The sequence below is a fragment of the Marinagarivorans cellulosilyticus genome (genome assembly GCF_021655555.1).
GTDB classification, from domain to species: domain Bacteria; phylum Pseudomonadota; class Gammaproteobacteria; order Pseudomonadales; family Cellvibrionaceae; genus Marinagarivorans; species Marinagarivorans cellulosilyticus.
The window spans coordinates 3,704,678-3,722,861 of sequence record NZ_AP023086.1; the positions used below are offsets into that span (position 1 = coordinate 3,704,678).

The window sequence follows — 18,184 nt, forward strand, 5'->3', positions numbered from 1 at the left end:
GTTCATTTTATCCATAAAGTGGCAAAGAAATGTGTCCGGATCTATTGACCAGAACACTCCAATCTAGCCACACGATCTTGCGGAAGTTCTTCTTTTAGAAATTTGAGAGTGAGGTCGACCAATAATTTGGGCGAAGTTTGAGCGACTAGCGGACTAAAGGAAACGATGTCTCTAAAACGATCCTCTGTGATTCTTTTAAGCTTTATTGTTCTTCTTAAGTAGCTTTGGGTAAGTTCCGGCTCGGATTTTGACGACCTCAGTAGCATCTGTTCCAGTGATTTTCTAAATTCGACTTGATTTGGAACTTCCTGCCAAAATGTAGTATTTTCGTCTGGCTGTTTCGATGCGGTTGCAATATCAATTCGTTCCAACCATGAAGCACAGAGATTCAAAATCGCTCGTGATGTTGGGTTAGACAATTCAGAAAGCCCGTTTTGCCAAACTTCGAAAATAGCAACAACATCTGGATAGAGTTTCTGGGGGATCGATGATATACGCCGAACAACAAAATTGATTAGCCGCCGCCAGGCAGAAAAATCTGAAGGCCAGCCAAGGTAATCAGCAATACGTTGTCGTTGTTCAACAGGGAGTTTTCCTGCAAGAATTCCAGTGTTTGGTGAGGTTTTTTCAGCCTGAAACCATACCAAAACCTTCTTTAGAAATCGAAAATCATCAGCAAATGTCGCTTTCTCAAATTGCTCTTCATGCTGTTCGAATTTGGCATTTCCAACTGGGCCCGCAAGCCATGCTCGTTGCCATTGAGACCTTAGCTCCGGATCTTCGGTCTGACTGAGGTAGTCTATCCAGCCATCCCCATTAAAAAACTCCCATTGAGAAACCAGTTCCACAACCCTGGCAACGGCCGGAGGCTCGCCGCACTTCTTTATTTCGCAGATCCATTCTGCTTCTTGATCTGCCAAGACATAAAAGAAAGCCCATTCGAAAAAGATATCGTGTGTGAACCTGACTGATATTCCTCAACGTACTTGTTGAAGAATTCCGTCGGCTATTAGTCCATCAATTTGATCTACCGAGCCAAGCTGACTTATTCGAATTGGCTTACTCAGTTCTCTTGAGCGAATTCTCGCCAGTTCAAGCAATACTCGTTGACGTAATAATACATTTTTGCCATCAGCGTCGTATCCACCACGAAGCCACCAATGCTCAATTAAATCTATCTCAGACCCGGGAACGAATTTAGTAGTTCTTGCGTCACCTCTATAACCTTGATCAAGAATCTTTGCAAAAAAGGGACGACGAACAATTTCTTGCACCTGTTGCACGCCGAAAAGAAGACTCCTCAAATGAGGTTTTGCTTTCGCCAGAATTTCCGCCTCATCATCATTCAAGTGATTTACGGGAAGTGTTTCGATCGTTTCCTGACTCAAAAAGTTTTCAAGCCAATTTCGAAGCACCTCAATCCCTGTATCACGAAGAGAAACAACAATTTTCCAGTTGTCTAATAATTTCGATTGTGTGATAACCCGAAACAAGTCCAGAACAATTGGCTGCTGTGACTTTTCAATACGATCAATGGCATCTATAAACAGAATTGGCGTACCTGATGCTCCGACCTCTACGAGTAGGGTTTCCAAAGAAACACCAGAAAGACCCTGCGACGCTGCATAGCTAATCCAACCGGTGCCTTCAAGTTGTTCCGCTTTTAAGAAGAGTGTCGGACCAATTTCTAATGATCGTTGAACTTCACTACGAACTAAAACAGATTTACCGCTGCCTGGCAGGCCTGTAATTTGGACAAGCCTTACCTTCTTCAGTTTTGAACTCAATTTATCAACAAGTGAGCTTCTATCAAGCTTTGTTCCACCTACATCATCAGGTATTAATGCAGCATATCCTTTCGCCAGAGCTGAAATTGTATTCAGATCGCCGCGTAAGGAGTTCGCACCAATAAGGCGTGTATTTTGAGAAATTAATCGCACAAGCCTGGCACGATTAAACTGACCTGACCTTCCCGAAGATGCTCTCGCGAGTTGTACAAGTTGAGACCACACTAGTGGAGCTTTTGAGGCCTCGTCCGGCGACAAACAATCCCGAATTCGATTGATTGCTTCTGCTGGATCTTTCTCACCTTCTCGAAGAAAGCCAAACTCAATAATTACAAAGTGCGAAAGAAATTGATAAACCTCATCGTTTGTACAGGTGCTTCCCTTAGCAACTTCGAGCAACGATTGTTCTGGTCAATAGATCCGGACACATTTCTTTGCCACTTTATGGATAAAATGAACCTGGCATAAATGCCAGAACCCTTATACCCATAAAGCGCCTCCTGTTGTAAATGTCTTCGCTCATATGCAGCGGGCGACAAGTCGTCATTCGCCGAGTGAAGGCGATCACTGTTGTAATATTTCATATACAAACCCACATCTTTTTTCATAGATTTTCGAGAGTGCATTGGTACTTTAAAAAGCCAGTCGTGCTTTAAACTGCCAAAAAAACGCTCAACAACGGCATTATCCCAGCAGGCGCCAACATCCCCCATTGAAGCGCGAATGCCATGGCTCTTCAGGAGTTTGCCAAAGCGCTTGCTTGTATATTGAGAGCCGCGGTCGCTGTGAAAAACCAGCCCTTTTGGTGGCTGCCTTATTGCCACCGCACGATTAATTGCCTCGCAAATTAGCGACGTGGTCATGCGCTTATCTATTGCCCAGCCAACAATTCGCCGGGAATATAAATCCATAACGACCGCCAAGTACATCCAGCCTTGAGTCGTTTTCAAATAGGTAATATCACCAGCCCATACTTGGTTAATTCCCACCGGATTGAAGTTTTGATTCAGTAAATTATCGGCAACACCCGCGCGCTCATCGCGTTTGGTCGTAACCTTGTAAGCCGTGCGCTGCTGCACTATAAGCCCCAAAGACTTCATGCGACGCCGCGTTTTTCCACGGCCAATTGTAATGCCTTCTTCGTTAAGCTTTTTGGCTAGCTCGCGACTGCCTAAGCTGCCCCGGCTTTGATCAAATAACGCCTTCATTCGCGAATTTACATGCAGATCTTCGGCACTGATCACAGGCTTGGGGCGTTGTCGCCAGCTGTAAAATGCTGATTTACCAACTTTCATTACACGGCACAGTAGTCGTACCGGGAAATCCGCCGACCTCTCATCAATAAAGCCAAATTTCACTTCATTTCTTTCGCGAAGAAGGCACTCGCCTTTTTTAAAATTTCTTTCTCCATCCGCAATTCTTTAACTTCTTTTCGCAGCCGAACAAGCTCTGCGCGCTCCTCGCAACTGGGAGCGACTCCGGTCTTTTGGGCCTCCTCATTATCTTTCCAGCGATAGAGCAAGTTAGCCCTTATGCCCAGCGATTCTGCCGCTTTCGCTACCGAATAACCCTCATTGGTCACTAGGGCAACGGCTTCTTTTTTGAATTCTTGGGTATAGACTCTATTTGTACGTTTTTTGGTCATATCAACACCTCAATCTGCTGAGATTATTATCTCTTATTGATGTGTCCGGTTCTATTAGACCAGTACAGATACAATATCGTTCTTAACTGCAACACTATCTTCACTGGCGTTGCCCCCTTTGGCAAACCGAGAATCAAAGTGGTCGCACGTCACACTTTCACGAGCCAGGTCACAGAGTGTGGCTAGGGCTCGCTTTTTGGCGGCACTTATTGTGCCAACAGCGGCGCCATAACGATCAATGTCGATACGAAAATCGGCATTTTTAAGAGTAAACCAGCTATCACGAATGATATCGCGAAAATCCTCATTGGATTTAGCACTGCTTATTGTGAGTGACCGTTTTACTTGTAAACTCAGTCGCGCGGGATTACCGTTCGAGTCTTCGAAATCGACTATTACATCATCGAGTGGTTGACCAAAGTCTCGCTGTTGAACAGAGACCCGAACAACAGTTCGATCATTAATACCCGGAGCATAAGCTTCCGCCAGAAGTGTAGAAAGATAATACGCGGCAACATCGCCTTCATAGGTAAAGCCTTCACCTCCGGCCAACTCTGATGATTGCGTCATAGAATCCCCATTTTTTGATGCTTCGATATTGTATAGGCGAAGTTAACATATCATTCGATTAAGCCAAGAGAGGCCTGCAACTGTTCCAAACGCCCTTGAAGTACGGCTTTTTCCTCTGCGATCTCTTTATTCTCAGCTTCAAGGCGACCCGCATATTCGCGAATCTCATGAAGATCTGTCTCAGCTCTTTCTAAAGTAACGCCCTTGCGTGTTAGCTGTTCTTTCAGACCCTGAACTTCAGCATTAAAGTTGCTGGTATTTATTTCGAAATCGCTAATCTTTTTATTTTTACTGCCACAGTCCAATTCGAGTTTTTTTATCTGTGAGCTGAGGGACTCCAGCCTGTGTCCTAGCTCCTGGTTTTCATAAGTGACTTTCTCGGCCTGGTCTTGAGCGCTCTCATACCGAATTCTATAGTTTTCCTTTTCAGCCTGAGAGTGTGTCAATTGCTTTGTCAGACTTTCTACTTGAGACTGCAGCTGCCTAAGCTGAGACTGAAATTGGTCTCTTTCAAGTTGGCGGTCCTCTGCCATTCTATGCTGATAATGCTCAAAATGATCGCGCACCGTTCTGTTTTCATCCTTTAACTCAGAAACTGTTTCCTTGAGCTCCTGCGCCCGGGCTTTGAGCGCATTACGTTCGGACTCGGTTACCGCAAAGCGAGATGCTAATCCGTTAAGTTCACCATTTAACTTTCGAGAATTGGCTTCAAGATCAGTAATTTGCTGCTTTAAGGTTTGTTCTCGATCCAAGGCTTCAGATAGCTTTTCTTGGTCGTCAGCCAGCGTGCGCTCAAGCGTCTGGACTCGGGACTGATAGTCCTGCTTCGCCTGCTCAACCGCTTCTTCTGATGCCTGCTGGATGCGGTCGCGCAAGGATTTCACCGCACTGATGAGATCCGAAGGCAAGCCCGTATCAGGCTCCTCGATGTTCAACTCCACATTGTTTCGCCACTGTTTCAATAATGGGGCAATGGTGCTTTTGCTACCGGTTCCAAGCTGCTCTCGAACGCGATCGATAGTCGGTTCGCTGCCTTGCGCTTTGACCGCTTCAGCAGCTCGACTGATGTCATAGTAAGTCACACCGGGTCGGGCCATTAGTTTTACCTATGAGAATTCAATATCGTATTACGTAATCCGTAATATAACATAATATAACGATTAAGAAAGAATACTTGAGATTAAATTTCTAACCAACGATAATCACCCTTATCATCGGTTAGATGGAAATCATCCACGCTAATCATTTCTATCAACGGTACAAACACGCAGTACTCCGTGAACCAGGGCTAAAATGACTGATCAACCGTTTTTTCAAGAAAAACCGTTAGGTAACCTATCTGCCGGACTGCCCTCTTCTGCGGAGACGGAGACACTGCGGAAATATCTCAGTGCTGCGACCTCTGAAAACACGCGCAAAGCCTACCGCTCAGCCATCAAACAGTTTGAGAAATGGGGTGGACGGCTGCCGACGGACCAACACACCGTGATCAAATATTTACTGGATAAGGCTCAAGTATCCAGTGTCCGGACGCTGGATTTGCACCTCACAGCTATCAGTCAGTGGCACCGATATCAGGGGTTGGTCAATCCCGTGGATGCGCCGGTCGTGCGCAAGACAATGGAAGGTATCCGTCGATCACACGGAAAACCCAAACGCAAGGCTAGGGCCTTGCGGCTCGAGCATATCGCACGGATGGTAAGCCATATTCAGCAGTCGCCTCCTTCCAATAAAAGCGCAAGAGATTTGGCACTGGTTTTGACCGGCTTCTTTGGGGCCTTCCGGCGAAGTGAACTCGTGTCTATTCAGATAGAGGATTTGATATGGGAGCCAGAGGGTTTAATCATCAGAATGCCACGCTCTAAAACGGACCAAAAATCTGCGGGACAAACACGTGCCCTTCCCTTTGGCAGCAAAAATGTTTGTCCGGCAAGAGCCATCAGGAATTGGATCGCATTAACGCAAATTGACTCGGGACCGCTTTTTCGGCCAATCAATCGCTGGGATCAGATAAAAGAGACGCACCTGAACGCTGGCGCGATCAACGAACTTCTTAAAACTCTTGGGACGAAATGTGGTTTTGAGTTTGTAGGGGAATTAAGCAGTCACAGTTTTCGCAGAGGCTTGTCCACTTCAGCTGCGAGGGAGCGGATAGATTTCGAGCTGATCAAAAAACAGGGAGGCTGGAAAAGTGATGCCACCGTTTGGGAATACATTGAAGAAGGACAGCAACTGACAAACAATGCCGCACACATTTTAATGGAAAAGTTGCAGGCGCACATGGAGGGTGACTGATCCCCCATTTTCGATACAGGTCGGAATGATTAGTGTTGCAACAGGTTTTTAATAATCCCACACTCTTCCACCGTACGATTTGCTGAGCAGTTGTTTCGAAGTTCGTGTAGTTGCTGACGTAGATTCTGGAATTCCGTAATACGTACTTCGATCAGGCTTATATGCTGCTCAACGATACTGTTAGCCTGATCACAGGCTGCCTCCAGGTTCTGGCTCAGGGTTAATAGTTGCTTTACTTCCTGTAACGATAGATCCAGATTTCGGCAACGTTTGATAAACATCAACCTCTCTTCCGCTCGTTCGTCATACAACCGAAAGTTCCCCTCGCTGCGCGCAACAGAACTCAATAACCCCTCCCTTTCATAGTGCCGGATTGTCTGCACTGAGCAGCCACTGCGTTTTGCCAGTTCACCAATTTTCATCTTTCTTCAACCCGTCTCTTGACTCTATAGTTACTACAGAGTCTACACTCTCCATTACTGTGTAAACAAGAGCCAGTTATGACTGAAGACTCGAAGACTTGTGGTTGCAACGCTAGTCAAGACGCGTCATTGCAACCTGAATCGCAAGCAGCAAGTAGTGCTCACGCTGAAATGAGCCACCTGAGCGTATTTGACGTTCCTAAGATGGATTGCCCATCCGAAGAGAACTTGATTCGTACGGCTTTTGCTAGCTTTGAAGCAACCGTCGTCTTCGAATTCGACTTGCCCGGACGCAAGGTGCATATATATCACCCTAATATGGCGGATAAAGTGGAAAAAGCCATGAAGTCTGTTGGCCTCGGGGCAAGCTTGGTCTCATTCGAGTCAGTAGATCACAATGCGGTTCAGGCTGCCTTGGAAGTCACAACAATCAATGAAACGCGGGAGGCTCAGGCATTAAAGTGGCTGCTGGCCATTAATGCCTTCATGTTTGTACTTGAGCTCGGCGTGGGCATTGTGGCGCAATCGACAGGGCTTATCGCCGACTCACTGGATATGTTCGCCGATGCGGCGGTCTACGGCGTGTCGCTATATGCAGTGGGCAAGGCGGCCAAGTTTAAACTCAAAGCGGCTCACTTTTCGGGTTGGCTGCAGATTGCACTTGCTCTGGGTGTTCTATCGGAGGTTGCCAGACGCTTTTTATATGGAAGTGAACCGGTCTCGGTGCTCATGATGAGCTTTGGCGCCGTGGCCTTGATAGCAAATATTACCTGTCTCTTGTTGATCTTCAAATCGCGAAACCAAGGCTCCCATATGAAAGCGAGCTGGATATTTTCTGCCAATGACGTGTTGGCCAATGCGGGCGTGATAACAGCGGGAGTTCTAGTGGCGGTGACAGGGTCTCAAATGCCAGATTTGGTCATCGGCCTATTAATAGCAGGCCTGGTTATGTGGGGGGCGGTTCGCATCTTGCGACTGAATTAAACGCGATATGGTCAATACAATCCGACAACTACTCACCAATAAGCCATTGATGCTATTGCTCATCAGTGGCGTGCTCTGCGCTTGCGTTAGCAACAATCGGCCAAACAATATTACTTCTATTGGTATCGAGGACTTAACTCAAAAAAAGGCAGTGAATGCCATTATTTTTGACAATTTAAGCCCCGTAGTACAGGAAAAAACAAACAATTTCGATCAAGCGGCCAAAGATATAACCAATGCTTTAAAGGAACAAGCCAAGGCCAATAAATACGCCTAAATAACACAGCCACATATACTGGGGATTGGCTCGATGTTGCCGATCTGCATTTCAATGACGCAGACTATAACTGGACCCTAAGGTTTTGGGACTCAAACCTACCTAAGTTAGGATTTCAAAACTTTTCAACAGACATAGATTCCTCCATCGAGGTGCATTTCCGCTATTGCAAGGAACGAACGATACAATTTGCGAATATTTCGGAATCTCAATTATCGAAAGATCGCGAATATTGGCTAAAACATTTTTACCCTGCAGCGATACACAGCCTGTATTTATTGATGAAAGGCAATATAGAACTAGCACCCATTCAAGTAAAAGCTTATGGCGGCAGGTTGGTTAGCGGCACAAAACTTGGTGAGAGTGAACACTTCATCTTTGTGTTAAATGGCGAGACAGAAATATTTATTGTTCCCAAGTTAAATGTGAATTCTTGACATCCTATTATGTATTTTTTAATCGAAATCTAGTGGCAGCCCTGATGGTAAAACCCACCCTAATATATTTGATGCTCGTATTGACGGTTTTTCAGTCAAGTATCGCTATGGGGGATGTAGACCAGATAACACAGTCAGGCTCTGATAATTTTTCAATTAATAATATTCTAATTGGGCTCGGCGAGATTGATCCGCCTGAAACAAATATTGATCCGCTTGAAGAGGAGCACGATTGCAGTCACTGCAGCCTTTGCCATGGACATGGTTGTCCCGTGATTTTAGTTAAAACGTTGAGTTTTACGTTTCAAAAAGCACGAACAAATGTCCCTGATTATCGTAAACGCATCTCCTCTGAAGTGCCTAGTCCTCTCCAACGCCCTCCTATCTTACGATCTTAATTAAACAAACTATTCACTCCGCTAACGCGGAATAGATTGACTTAATCAGGATCATTTTATGCGAATTAACCCACTTAATCGGTGTCGGGCGATTTGCCTGTCAGCTATAGTTTTGGTCGCCGGTATATCCGCGTCTCCTAGCTATGCAAGTACTGACCCCGCTCTTACATTAAAAGACGCCATTGCCCAGACGCTAGAACGGAACCCGCAGCTATATCAGTACACCCTCGCTACTGAAATATTTGAAGCTCGAAAGCAAACCCACTCTTTGCGTCCAGCAATAGAACTCGAACTCGAAGTAGAAAACTTTGCGGGATCCGGCGATACCCAAGGGTTTGACGGTGCAGAAACAACACTACAACTCTCATCGGTTATTGAACTAGGGAGCAAGCGCAAGGCGCGTATGTCCCTAGTAGATGCTCGAATCAATAAAAATCATTGGGAACAGCAAGCAGCCACATTGGATGTCTTGGGTCAACTGACCCAAGTATTTATCGAAGGCTTGTCAACGCAGGCAAATATCGACCTTGCTAACAACTCATTGAATCTGTCGCGATCACTGTTCAAGGCCGTACAAACACGAGCCAGGCAAGGCGCGACACCTGAAGCCGAGGTTATGCGTGCGCAGGCTGCCGTCATTCGGGCGGAGCTTCAATTAGCGGCGTTGACCTCAAAGCTTCAACGACAAAAAATATTGCTGGCACGTTTTTGGGGCGAGACATCTCCCGAATTTAGTCACCTAAATGGAAATTTATTCGAATCTGGTAAGAGCGAGAGTTTCGATCAGCTTTATGCGCGCATTAAAACATCGCCTTCTCTTCAGGTATTTGCGAGTGATGCACGAATAAAAGATGCGGAAGTCACGTTAGCTCGCGCAAGTGGTCGCAGCGATATTACCTGGCGTGCAGGTGTTAGGCGCTTTGAAGATACCGGTGATTCTGCGTTAACCGCTGGCCTGTCAATGCCGCTGTTTGCATCCAAGCGAAACCGAGGTGAAGTTAAAGCCGCACTCGCTGAACGCAACGCCACTGAGTATGCCAAGCAAGACTCCCTCCTGCGTTTGCATGCAAAACTCTTCGAAGCTTGGTCTCTACGAAACCAAAACATGGACGCTGTGATGAAGATGGAAGACACGGCCATCCCCGCTCTGGAAAAGGCATTTCAATTAACCAAAAAAGCGTATGAAAACGGACGATATCGATATCAAGATCTCGTCGCAGCACAGGAAGAGTTACTCGCGACAAAACAAGCCCTTATTGATGCCGCCACGAATGTGCAGATAAGCCAGGTACTGATCGAACAGTTAACCGGTGCATCGATCTCTGAATAAACCGTTTTGAACAATTTAAATGACCCATCAATACATGGATCAAACAGGACTAACAATGAATAAATACTTACTCACACTATTTCTATTGCTTGGCGTTTTAGCGCCGATTCAAAGCACCTTGGCGGATGACGACGATGATGATGAATATGAAGAAATCAGTCGAATTAACGACGAGTTATCTACCAAGGTAGGCATTGTTACCGCAAAAGCAACTGCAGGGACAATCAGTCAAACCGTTACCGTCTATGGGAACGTGACACAAGCGCCTGAGAACAGTCACGAAATTTATGCGCGTTTCCCCGGCATTATCAAATCAGTCAATGTTGTAATCGGTGATACCGTTAAAAAAGGGGATCGCATCGCGACCATTGAGTCAAATGAAAGCTTAAAAAGCTATCCAATACACGCTCCGGCATCCGGGGTTATTGTGCAACGCCACGCGAACCCAGGTGAACCGACACAACAACGGCGGTTATTGACGATTACCAACTTGGATACGGTGTGGATAGAGTTCCGTATTTACCCGGAAAAGCAGGCAAAAGTGAGCGCGGGACAGCCTGTTTCTATCACCATCAACGATAAGACTATTCTTTCCGATGTAGCCCACCTAATACCGGCTGAAGATAAACCTTACGTACTTGCGCGCGTCAAGCTTGATAACGATGAATTAAAGCTTTCTCCAGGTCTGCTTGCCAAAGGGAAAATACATACCAATGAATTTGACGTTTCTTTGGTGGTGACGAAAGACGCCGTACAAGAATTGGGGGAACGATTAGGCGTGTTTGTTAAAGAAGGTGAAGCTTATGAGTTTGCGCCTTTGGTACTAGGGAAATCCGACGACAATTTCATTGAGGTTGTTTCAGGGCTGGAACTGGGGGCCGAATATGTTTCAGAAAATAGCTACTTAATCAAAGCGGATATTTTGAAATCCGAAGCTGAAGACGACGACTAGGGGTGCATTATGATTGAATCAATTTTGCGCCTCGCGATAGAGAGGCGTTTTCTATTTTTAAGTTTTATTTTGGTGATTGTTGGTATTGGCGTGTGGAGTTATCAAAAACTTCCCATCGATGCAGTACCGGATATCACCAATGTACAGGTACAAATTAATACCTCGGCACCAGGCTATTCGCCTCTGGAGGCGGAACAACGGATCACCTATCCCGTTGAGACGGCTCTTGCCGGCTTGCCCAAGCTTTCGCACACGCGTTCTTTATCTCGCTATGGTTTATCTCAAGTCACGGTGGTATTTGAAGAAGGCACGGATATCTATTTCGCCAGAAACCTGATTAATGCGCGGCTTGGTGCGATTAAAAGTGTGTTGCCTGCCGGGCTGGAGCCGGAGATGGGCCCCATATCAACGGGCCTTGGTGAGATATTTATGTATACAGTCCAAGCGAATTCGTCTGCGCGAATGAGCAACGGTGAGCCGTATACAGCCACGGCCCTACGAGAAATTCAGGACTGGATCATCAAGCCCCAATTAGCACAAGTTAAAGGCGTGATCGAGGTTAACAGTATTGGCGGATACAACAAGCAATACCATGTGATGCCAACCCCGGAAAAACTTTTATACCATCAGGTCAGTCTCGAAGATGTTGCCGATGCTTTACGGTCAAATAACGATAACCGAGGTGCCGGCTACATCGAAGCCAATGGCCAACAATTATTGGTACGTTCTCAAGGTCAATTAGCCACGATTGAAGAGATTCGTCAGGTCATCATCAAACAAAATGATGGCGTGCCCGTCAAAATAGATGATGTTGCAGAAGTTGCGATAGGCAAGGAGCTCCGTACCGGTGCCGCAACGCGAAATGGTGTGGAGACAGTGCTGGGAACCGCCATGATGTTGATTGGCGAAAACTCACGGACAGTGGCACGAGATGTCGCGCTTAAACTGGCGGATATACAAGCTTCGTTGCCAGAAGGCGTTATTGCGGAAGCGGTATACGATCGCACAAGCCTGGTTGATAAAGCCGTTAAGACGGTAAGCAAAAATTTATTGGAAGGCGCGCTACTCGTTATTGTTGTGTTATTTGTATTGCTGGGGAATATACGTGCTGCACTTATCACCGCTGCAGTCATTCCTTTGGCGATGCTGATGACGATAACGGGCATGGTAAAAACAGGCGTGTCTGCCAATTTAATGAGCTTGGGAGCGCTCGATTTTGGTTTGATTGTCGATGGTGCTGTAATTATCGTTGAAAATTGTATTCGACGCTTGGCTGAAGCACAGCATCAGAGTGGACGGCAAGATCTTCGTGAACGACTGAATACGGTATTTGAAGCGACTTCTGAAGTGATACGTCCAAGCCTGTTCGGTGTCGCCATCATTACCATCGTCTACATCCCGATATTTAGCTTGACTGGCGTTGAAGGAAAAATGTTCCACCCGATGGCTGCGACCGTCGTGATGGCGCTAATTTCTGCCATGATATTGTCGTTAACGCTGGTTCCTGCAGCCGTCGCGGTGATTATGAATGGAGAAATTAGTGAAAAAGAAAGCGTCGTCATCAGCGCAGCCAAATCTGTTTATCGTCCGTTATTGCTTGCCACACTCAAGTTTCGCTGGGTGGTCGTATCAGGTGCAGCTCTTCTTGTGGCGTTCAGCATTTGGCTGGCGACCACTCTAGGTTCAGAATTTGTGCCGCAATTAAACGAAGGTGACATTGCTCTTCAAGCGCTACGCATACCCGGTACAGGCTTGGAACAATCTGTCGAAATGCAGGAGGTTCTGGAACAGCGCATTAAAGCGTTTCCGGAGGTCGATAAAGTCTTTTCGCGAATAGGGACGCCAGAAGTGGCCACTGATCCCATGCCGCCAAGTATTGCTGATATTTTTGTGATTCTAAAACCCAGGAATGTATGGGCAGAACCATCAAAAACAAAGAATGAATTACTTGAAGAAATAGAAGAAGCACTGTGGCAACTACCCGGTAATAATTATGAATTCACTCAACCCATACAAATGCGTTTTAACGAACTCATTTCGGGTGTGCGAGCAGATCTGGGAATAAAAATATTTGGTGATGACCTGGACCAACTGACCCTTACCGCAAAAGACATCCTACAGGTTGTAAGCAAGATTGAAGGCGCGGCCGATGTCCGAATGGAGCAAGTGGAGGGGTTGCCATCCTTGTCAGTGAGCCCTAAACGAGAAACGCTCGGTCGCTATGGTTTGAATGTGATTCAACTGCAGGATTGGATTGCTGCAGCAATAGGTGGCGAATCAGCGGGTGTTTTATACGAAGGAGATCGTCGCTTCGAGCTGATCGTGCGTCTTCCCGAGCTGCTCAGACGGGATATCGAAGGACTTAAATCCTTACCTGTTCCTCTTCCCAACGGCGACTATGTTCCTCTGGAAGAAGTGGCCTCTCTCACTATTGCGCCTTCTCCGGCACAAATTAGTCGAGAAAATGGGAAACGACGTGTTGTTGTAACCGCAAACGTGCGCGGGCGAGACCTGGGAAGTTTTGTTAGTGAGGTAAAAAAGGAAATTCACGAACAAGCCGATATCCCTCCAGGCTACTGGTTAGATTACGGCGGCACCTTTGAACAGTTGGAATCGGCCAGTCAGCGACTATCTCTTGTGGTGCCACTCACTCTGATAGTGATTTTGGGTTTGCTGGTCATGGCCTTTGCATCACTGAAAGACGCATTGATTATTTTCAGTGGTGTGCCACTCGCGCTCACTGGTGGCGTGTTATCACTGTATTTACGTGATATGCCGTTATCGATCTCCGCTGGCATCGGGTTCATCGCTTTATCAGGGGTAGCCGTTCTGAATGGTCTGGTGATGCTCGCTTTCATACGTCAACTTTGGCATGAGACGGGAGAATTGACCCAGTCCATCGTAGACGGAGCCATGATCCGACTACGGCCAGTGTTAATGACGGCACTTGTCGCAAGTTTGGGGTTTGTGCCGATGGCACTGAATACCGGTACCGGTGCAGAGGTTCAACGACCACTCGCGACAGTTGTGATTGGAGGGATTATCTCTTCAACTATCTTAACCTTGCTCGTACTTCCGGCGCTGTATCAGTGGGTACATCGAAAAGATGTTAAGCAAGGCTAGCAGAAATACCCCCCCTCTTCAGCCGTGGAGGGGCATCTATAAGCGGGGGGGGTTGACTCTATACTAGCTATAGAGTTTATAATCGAGATTAATTCTCATTCCACTTATAAACCCCTGAGGTTATATCGTGTTTTTTCCTTGGTTTAATGGCTCTAAAGTTCACACAGCAATGTTGGTATTGATATCAATACTCTCGGTCAATTGTATTGCCAATACACAAATACCAGACTACAGGCAGATGGCTCAGTTGGCCGAATATATAGGCGTGGACTATCCAGAAGCAATCGATAGTGGTGAGATTATCAATAATGCGGAGTATCAGGAAATGCTGGAGTTTTCCGGCATTTTGATAACACAGGCAAAGGCATCAAAGGTAAGTGCGCTCGTTTCCAAGGCAGAAATATTGGAAGCGTCCATCAAGGAAAAGAAAGCATCTTCAGAAATTCAACAATTGTGTAACGAGCTACGTTCTGAACTATTGGAGCAAATGCCTCAAGCGACACGGCCTCGGCAACTGTTGCCAGAGCCTGCAACCCAATCTCTATTTCAGCAACAATGCTCAACCTGTCACGGCCGCCAAGGCAAAGGTGATGGCCCCACTAGTATTGGGCTAGCACCACCGCCCACAGATTTTACCGACAGAACGCGCGCGATGAATCGTTCCATTCTCGGGTTATACGATGCGATATCCAATGGTATCGATGAAACAGCCATGGTTGCTTACGACCACCTGAGCGAAGAGCAGCGTTGGTCGCTGGCTTTTTATGCGGGAAGTTTGGCTTTTGAAGAGGTTAAGGTCGAGTTTGCGAAATCACCAAATGTTACCTTGGAGGAATTGATCAATAATAGCCCCACGCAATTAGCTAATGGGGATATAGACGAGCTTGAAAAAGTTGTACAACTTCGCGCGTCACCCAGCAGATTTTTTTCTCACTCCCCTTCCCCCCTAGGTATAGCTCGAAGCAAGTTGTTAGAGGCTCGCTCTGCTTACAAAAATGGTCAATTGGAAAAGGCAAATCACTTTGCTGTGAGCGCCTACTTAGATGGGTTTGAGTTGGTAGAAAGCAGTCTCGATACTCGAGACTCGAACCTGAGAAAGCAAATTGAAGCCAATATGATGGCATTAAGGAAGCAGTTTAAAAACGCGGAGAACCGGGAGCAGCTAGAAGCAAGCTTGGATGCCACCCTGGCACAACTCGATAGTGCCGAACAGATTTTGTCTTCGGAAGGATTATCTAACGCAACCTTATTTAGTGCCAGTTTAATCATCCTACTGCGTGAAGGGCTAGAAGCGCTTCTGGTTACACTTGCTTTAGCAATGGTGTTGATACGCTCTGGTCGAGCCGACGTCCTCCGGTATGTCCACGCGGGATGGATCACAGCGCTCGTAGCTGGCGGATTAACCTGGTGGGCTGCACGCGAGCTAATCAGCATCAGTGGTGCCAGCCGTGAGGTAATGGAAGGCGTGGCCGCCCTGACTGCCGCTGCAGTATTATTTTACGTGGGCGTTTGGATGCACAGTAAAAGTCATGCCGCACAATGGAAAGCTTATATCCAAAAACAGGTCACTCAGAGATTAAAGGTCGGCACACTTTGGGGGATCGCCCTATTAGTGTTTATCGCGGTCTACCGAGAGGTCTTTGAAACAGTGTTGTTTTACGAAGCCCTTTTAACACAATCGCTACCTTCTCAAACGCCCACAATTATCAGTGGATTCTTAGTAGGAACACTTTGTTTAGTGGTGGTAGCGTGGCTGACAATCCGTTACTCAGTTAAACTTCCGATTGGTCGATTTTTCTCCGTGACGACTTATCTGCTAGTTGGACTATCTTTTGTGCTGATCGGTAAAGGTATTATCGCTTTGCAGGAAGCAGCAATCATCGGTATCTCTCCGCTGCCTATGACTTTCGAGCTAGACTGGATAGGACTGAAATCAACGTGGCAAAGCCTCCTAGCTCAAGCCTTGGTCATTGCTGTATTTGTTGCTTATACAATACGCTCCAGACTTTCCAGAATCTAGGTCATGTAATGAAAAATATTCCCAGCCGATTAAGCGGGCTAGGTAAAGATGTATTGGCCAGGCGTGATCATTGCGGGAACCCTGGTGGCCCTGACAGGGTCTCAAATACCGGACTTGATCATCGGTGTTATCATTGGGTTCATTGTTTTAAACGGCACCCGACGCATACTTTTGCTAAGATGATCGAGTTATAACCCATTTAATAGAATCACATATCGAATGAATTAGAATTGCATAATGAGTAAACGTTTCCTGACATATTTTATCCTTGCACTGGTGGTGCTCCAATCCGCCGCAGGGATTGCCGATGCACATCAGTTGCATCAGTCAGGCACCGAGCACCTCACTTTTGACGATCATCAGCATACTCACGAAGATATCAAGATTGATCATAACCTGGTTGATGGATTCGAAGACCACGAACAGGACTGCCATCATTGCTGCCATTGTCATGGCCATTTTACCCCAGCGGTTTTAGTTAAACCCTCTGGGTTCGTCTTAAATAAATCGTCCACATCCAATACGGATTACAGCGAAAACTTCCCATCTAAAGTTATTAACCCGCTCTTACGCCCTCCGATCGCACACACCTAATTCAAGCCCTTATTTTAATTTCGCGAAAGCGGAAAAATTAGACTTAATTTAGGATCAAGTTATGCGATTTATTACACTTATTGGGTGTAGAAAGATCGGTGTGATTGTGTTAATTCTGGCTGGCGGTTTACTACCAGCAGTTGGATACGCTAGCACTGACACCCCGCTCACACTAAAAGACGCGATCACTCAGACCCTCGCGCAAAACCCACAGTTATATCAATACCGGTTTGTAAATGACGCTTTAAATGCTCAAAAGCAAACGGGTGCACTACGCCCCGCAATGGAGCTCGAGATAGAGGTGGAAAACTTTGCGGGTTCAGGCGCATTTAAAGGACTCGATAGTCCCGAAGCCACACTTTCACTCTCTTCCGTTATTGAAATGGGTGGAAAAAGAAAAGCACGCATGTCTTTGGTGGATGCTCGAATTCACCAAGCGGAATGGGAACAGCAAGCCTCTACACTGGATTTACTCGGTGAACTGACGGCGAGCTACATCGAGAGTTTGGCAACCCAAGCCAACATTCGGCTGGCAGAAGAATCTTTGGAGCTATCTCAATCATTACTAAATACTGTCAAAACGCGTTCCAACAAAGGGGCAACACCCGAAGCTGAAGTGATGCGCGCTCAAGCGGCAGTTGCCCGCGCTGAGATCCGCCTTGCTGCGTTAGTGGAGCGGCTAGAACGTCAAAAGGTGCGGCTTGCGCGTTTTTGGGGAGATACCACTCCGGCCTTTAGCTCTCTGGAGGGAAGCCTATTTGCATTTGGCTCAAGCCAAGGATTCGATCGGCTGTACGCACGAGTAAAGACATCACCAGCTATTCAGGTGTTTGCGAGCGAGGCGCGAATCAAAGATGCCGAAGTAACGCTGGCACGCGCTGGCGGTCGCAGTGATCTGACCTGGCGTGCGGGTATTAGACGTTTTGAAGAAACTGGCGATTCAGCATTCACCGCTGGGCTCTCCATCCCGTTATTTTCCAAAAAACGAAACAGTGGCGAAGTGAAGGCTGCCCTAGCAAACCGCAATGCCGTGGATTATGCCCGGCAGGATCTACTCTTGCGTTTGCATGCTCAGCTTTTTGAAGCATATTCGCTGCGACGGCAGAGCATTGCGGCCGTGAATAAAACCGAAAGTGAGATTATTCCTGCGCTCGAAAACGCACTCAAACTCACACGTAAAGCCTACGAAAATGGGCGCTATCGATACCTGGATTTGATTGCTGCCCAGGAAGAGCTGCTTGCCACCAAGCAAGCACGTATCGATGCGGCATCGACAGCACTTATTAGTCAAGCGCTGATAGAAAAGCTGTCCAGTGAATCCCTCAATCAATAATTCAATCCATTTTATTC

14 protein-coding genes and 1 pseudogene are annotated in these 18,184 nt (G+C 46.6%); 9 read left to right on the plus strand and 6 right to left on the minus strand.

Translation table 11 applies throughout. The annotated features are described in order from the left end of the window. Positions 1 to 41: 41 nt before the first annotated feature. The 5 genes and pseudogenes from MARGE09_RS14885 to MARGE09_RS14905 form a co-directional block, all read right to left on the minus strand. Positions 42 to 920 carry a hypothetical protein gene (locus tag MARGE09_RS14885; protein ID WP_236983164.1) on the minus strand — a complete coding sequence of 293 codons (879 nt, stop codon included), beginning with the start codon at positions 918 to 920 and terminating at the stop codon, positions 42 to 44. 57 nt (positions 921 to 977) lie between these two features. After that, positions 978 to 2,186, minus strand: a complete 1,209-nt coding sequence (locus tag MARGE09_RS14890; RefSeq protein WP_236983165.1) for a hypothetical protein — start codon at positions 2,184 to 2,186, stop codon at positions 978 to 980. Positions 2,187 to 2,278: 92 nt separating this feature from the next. Then, positions 2,279 to 3,432, minus strand: a pseudogene (locus MARGE09_RS14895) (IS3 family transposase); the annotation flags it as partial. A gap of 54 nt (positions 3,433 to 3,486) precedes the next feature. Beyond that, the gene (locus MARGE09_RS14900) at positions 3,487 to 4,002 is read right to left on the minus strand and encodes a hypothetical protein (protein WP_236983166.1); all 516 of its coding nucleotides are present in this window, start codon (positions 4,000 to 4,002) and stop codon (positions 3,487 to 3,489) included. Between the two features lie 50 nt (positions 4,003 to 4,052). After that, a complete protein-coding gene (locus tag MARGE09_RS14905) occupies positions 4,053 to 5,099 on the minus strand; it encodes a DNA-binding protein (RefSeq protein ID WP_236983167.1) in 1,047 nt (348 codons plus the stop codon). A 196-nt stretch (positions 5,100 to 5,295) separates the two neighbouring features. Here MARGE09_RS14905 and MARGE09_RS14910 point away from each other — a divergent pair, with 196 nt between their 5' ends. Continuing rightward, complete coding sequence (locus tag MARGE09_RS14910; RefSeq protein ID WP_236983168.1) at positions 5,296 to 6,297, plus strand: site-specific integrase; 1,002 nt, start codon at positions 5,296 to 5,298, stop codon at positions 6,295 to 6,297. A gap of 29 nt (positions 6,298 to 6,326) precedes the next feature. Here MARGE09_RS14910 and cadR read toward each other — a convergent pair whose 3' ends face one another. Further along, entirely contained in the window at positions 6,327 to 6,719 is a 393-nt protein-coding gene (gene cadR, locus MARGE09_RS14915; protein ID WP_236983170.1) for a Cd(II)/Pb(II)-responsive transcriptional regulator, read from the minus strand. Positions 6,720 to 6,797: 78 nt separating this feature from the next. Between cadR and MARGE09_RS14920 the strand changes: the two genes are divergently transcribed. The 8 genes from MARGE09_RS14920 (at position 6,798) to MARGE09_RS14960 (ending at position 18,167) form a co-directional block, all read left to right on the plus strand. Then, the gene (locus MARGE09_RS14920) at positions 6,798 to 7,703 is read left to right on the plus strand and encodes a cation efflux transmembrane domain-containing protein (protein ID WP_236983171.1); all 906 of its coding nucleotides are present in this window, start codon (positions 6,798 to 6,800) and stop codon (positions 7,701 to 7,703) included. A gap of 7 nt (positions 7,704 to 7,710) precedes the next feature. Next, positions 7,711 to 7,980 carry a hypothetical protein gene (locus MARGE09_RS14925; protein WP_236983172.1) on the plus strand — a complete coding sequence of 90 codons (270 nt, stop codon included), beginning with the start codon at positions 7,711 to 7,713 and terminating at the stop codon, positions 7,978 to 7,980. An 893-nt stretch (positions 7,981 to 8,873) separates the two neighbouring features. After that, positions 8,874 to 10,145 carry a TolC family protein gene (locus MARGE09_RS14930; RefSeq protein ID WP_068436103.1) on the plus strand — a complete coding sequence of 424 codons (1,272 nt, stop codon included), beginning with the start codon at positions 8,874 to 8,876 and terminating at the stop codon, positions 10,143 to 10,145. Between the two features lie 55 nt (positions 10,146 to 10,200). Beyond that, on the plus strand, positions 10,201 to 11,097 hold the full coding sequence (locus MARGE09_RS14935) for an efflux RND transporter periplasmic adaptor subunit (protein WP_236983173.1): 897 nt from the start codon (positions 10,201 to 10,203) through the stop codon (positions 11,095 to 11,097). Between the two features lie 9 nt (positions 11,098 to 11,106). Continuing rightward, positions 11,107 to 14,220, plus strand: a complete 3,114-nt coding sequence (locus MARGE09_RS14940) for an efflux RND transporter permease subunit (RefSeq protein WP_236983175.1) — start codon at positions 11,107 to 11,109, stop codon at positions 14,218 to 14,220. 127 nt (positions 14,221 to 14,347) lie between these two features. Next, complete coding sequence (locus MARGE09_RS14945) at positions 14,348 to 16,240, plus strand: cytochrome c/FTR1 family iron permease (protein ID WP_236983177.1); 1,893 nt, start codon at positions 14,348 to 14,350, stop codon at positions 16,238 to 16,240. Between the two features lie 237 nt (positions 16,241 to 16,477). Then, the gene (locus tag MARGE09_RS14955) at positions 16,478 to 16,834 is read left to right on the plus strand and encodes a hypothetical protein (RefSeq protein WP_236983179.1); all 357 of its coding nucleotides are present in this window, start codon (positions 16,478 to 16,480) and stop codon (positions 16,832 to 16,834) included. A 61-nt stretch (positions 16,835 to 16,895) separates the two neighbouring features. Then, positions 16,896 to 18,167: a TolC family protein gene (locus MARGE09_RS14960; protein ID WP_236983181.1), complete on the plus strand. Its 1,272-nt coding sequence runs from the start codon at positions 16,896 to 16,898 to the stop codon at positions 18,165 to 18,167. Positions 18,168 to 18,184: the final 17 nt, after the last annotated feature.

What these genes read in the sequence shown, in the direction of transcription:
- MARGE09_RS14900 (WP_236983166.1), bottom strand. Translation starts at nt 4,002, where the DNA reads ATGACGCAATCATCAGAGTTGGCCGGAGGTGAAGGCTTTACCTATGAA.
- MARGE09_RS14905 (WP_236983167.1), bottom strand. Translation starts at nt 5,099, where the DNA reads ATGGCCCGACCCGGTGTGACTTACTATGACATCAGTCGAGCTGCTGAA.
- MARGE09_RS14910 (WP_236983168.1), top strand. Translation starts at nt 5,296, where the DNA reads ATGACTGATCAACCGTTTTTTCAAGAAAAACCGTTAGGTAACCTATCT.
- cadR (WP_236983170.1), bottom strand. Translation starts at nt 6,719, where the DNA reads ATGAAAATTGGTGAACTGGCAAAACGCAGTGGCTGCTCAGTGCAGACA.
- MARGE09_RS14920 (WP_236983171.1), top strand. Translation starts at nt 6,798, where the DNA reads ATGACTGAAGACTCGAAGACTTGTGGTTGCAACGCTAGTCAAGACGCG.
- MARGE09_RS14925 (WP_236983172.1), top strand. Translation starts at nt 7,711, where the DNA reads ATGGTCAATACAATCCGACAACTACTCACCAATAAGCCATTGATGCTA.
- MARGE09_RS14930 (WP_068436103.1), top strand. Translation starts at nt 8,874, where the DNA reads ATGCGAATTAACCCACTTAATCGGTGTCGGGCGATTTGCCTGTCAGCT.
- MARGE09_RS14935 (WP_236983173.1), top strand. Translation starts at nt 10,201, where the DNA reads ATGAATAAATACTTACTCACACTATTTCTATTGCTTGGCGTTTTAGCG.
- MARGE09_RS14940 (WP_236983175.1), top strand. Translation starts at nt 11,107, where the DNA reads ATGATTGAATCAATTTTGCGCCTCGCGATAGAGAGGCGTTTTCTATTT.
- MARGE09_RS14955 (WP_236983179.1), top strand. Translation starts at nt 16,478, where the DNA reads ATGAGTAAACGTTTCCTGACATATTTTATCCTTGCACTGGTGGTGCTC.
- MARGE09_RS14960 (WP_236983181.1), top strand. Translation starts at nt 16,896, where the DNA reads ATGCGATTTATTACACTTATTGGGTGTAGAAAGATCGGTGTGATTGTG.